This window comes from Stenotrophomonas sp. STEN029, assembly GCF_056760015.1.
In genome coordinates, this window is record NZ_JBRREC010000170.1 from 1 (window position 1) to 2305 (window position 2305).

The window sequence follows — 2305 nt, forward strand, 5'->3', positions numbered from 1 at the left end:
CGCGTTGAACAGTACCCGGCCTTGGATGATGGCAACGAGGCTGCGGGCGGAAAAGCGGTCTTGCATGCGTCAGAGTCTTCAAAAACCGGGTAGGGCCGAGCCATGCTCGGCAGGGCCATTACCGGGATAACCGAACCTGTAGTGCCGAGCCACGCTCGGCAAGGGCATTACCGGGATAGCCGCTGTAGGAGCGGCGTCAGCCGCGAAGCCGGCAGCGATGACATCACGGGCTTGGCAGCAACCTGATCAGCCCCGGGCTCCGCGGCTTACGTCGCCGCCGAATAATGTTTGGAAAGCCCCTGCCGAGCATGGCTCGGCACTACCCGGTTTTTGAAGACTCTGACGCATGCAAGACCTCTTTTCCGCCCTCTGCCTCGTTGCCATCATCGAAGGCCTGTTCCTGTTCATCGCGCCCTTGGCGTGGAAGCGGATGGCGGCGCAGATGCTGGAACAGCCCGCTGCATCCCTGCGCGGAATGGGCGCTGCGGCGCTGTTCATCGGCTTGGCGGTCCTGTGGTGGGTCCGCCACTGAACCAAACCCTGACGCCCGTACCAACCTGTACTCGCGGGGGTGGTAGCTGTCAGACAAAACCCGGATAATCCACAAAAGCCGGTCGGGCTTACTCCTCCTGGAGTGCCCCGTTCGGCTTTTTCCGTGTATGGCCCTGGCGTTTGCCGGATGCTCCCCGATGGGGCGTCCATGATGGCGGACCGCAGCGCAGCGCACGGCCCCGTCCGCGGCCCCGATGGTCGCAGCAAACTCAGGAGTTACCCGTCATGGGTCAATCAGTTGTCGTTCTCGGCGCCCAGTGGGGCGATGAAGGCAAGGGCAAGATCGTCGATCTGCTGACCGAGGAAATCGGCGCAGTTGTTCGTTTCCAGGGTGGTCACAACGCCGGCCATACCTTGGTCATCAATGGCAAGAAGACCGTCCTGCACCTGATTCCGTCCGGCATCCTGCGCGATGACGCGCTGTGCCTGATCGGCAATGGCGTGGTGATTTCCCCGGCCGCCCTGCGCAAGGAAATCGAAGAGCTGGAGACGGCCGGCGTTGAAGTCCGTTCGCGCCTGAAGATCTCGCCGGCGGCGCCGCTGATCATGCCGTACCACATCGCCCTGGACCAGGCGCGTGAGAAGGCCGCTGGTGGCAAGGCCATCGGCACCACCGGTCGCGGCATCGGCCCGGCCTATGAAGACAAGGTTGCACGTCGCGGCATCCGCATCGCCGACCTGCATTACCCGGAACAGCTGGCTGAAAAGCTGCGTGCCGCGCTGGATTACCACAACTTCGTGCTGACCAAGTACCTGGGCGTGGAGCCGGTCGATTTCGACACCGTATACCAGGAAGCACTGGCCTTCGGCGAATACGTCGAGCCGATGAAGTCCGATGTTGCCGGCATCTGTCATGACCTGCGCAAGCAGGGCAAGCGCGTGCTGTTCGAAGGCGCGCAAGGCGCTCTGCTCGACATCGACCACGGCACCTACCCGTACGTCACCAGCTCCAACACCACCGTCGGTGGTGCACTGGCCGGTGCCGGCGTTGGCGCCGATGCCATCGACTACGTGCTGGGTATCGCCAAGGCCTACGCGACCCGCGTTGGCGGTGGCCCGTTCCCGACCGAGCTGGACGATGAAATCGGCCAGGGCATCCGCGACCGTGGCGCCGAGTACGGCGCGTCGACCGGCCGTCCGCGTCGCTGTGGCTGGATGGACATCGTCGCGCTGAAGCGCGCCGTGGCCATCAACGGTATCTCCGGCCTGTGCATCACCAAGCTCGACGTGCTCGACGGCATGGAAAAGCTGAAGGTCTGCATCGCCTATGAATACCGTGGCAAGCGTTCGGAATACGCGCCGCTGGATGCGCAGGGCTGGGAAGAGTGCACCCCCGTGTACCTGGAGTTCCCGGGCTGGAGCGAAAACACCCACGGCATCACCGAGTGGGACAAGCTGCCGCCGGCCGCGCGCGCCTACCTGCGTTCGCTGGAAGAACTGGCCGGCTGCCCGGTGTCGATCGTCTCGACCGGCCCGGACCGCGACCACACCATGATCCTGCAGGATCCGTGGGGCTGATAGCCGCGCCGTGATGCAACAGCCAACGCCCCGCGAAAGCGGGGCGTTGTCGTTGTGGGGCATCAACGACAGGGCCAAACCTGTAGTGGGGGGGGGGGGGGGGGGGGGGGGGGGGGGGGGGGGGGGCCGGGGGCCGCCCGGCCGAGGGGGGGGGGGGGGGGGGCGCCCGCGGCGGGGGCGGGGGCGGGGGGGGGGGGGGGGGGGGGGGGGGGGGGGGGGGGGGGGGGGGGGGGGG

At 66.4% G+C, this 2305-nt stretch carries 2 protein-coding genes; both read left to right on the forward strand.

Annotation, left to right across the window (positions count from 1 at the left end; genetic code table 11):
• Positions 1–346 precede the first annotated feature (346 nt).
• A complete protein-coding gene (locus ACVOLI_RS20415; protein ID WP_282273391.1) occupies positions 347–532 on the forward strand; it encodes a DUF2065 domain-containing protein in 186 nt (61 codons plus the stop codon).
• Positions 533–777: 245 nt separating this feature from the next.
• Entirely contained in the window at positions 778–2070 is a 1293-nt protein-coding gene (locus tag ACVOLI_RS20420) for an adenylosuccinate synthase (RefSeq protein ID WP_282273389.1), read from the forward strand.
• Positions 2071–2305: the final 235 nt, after the last annotated feature.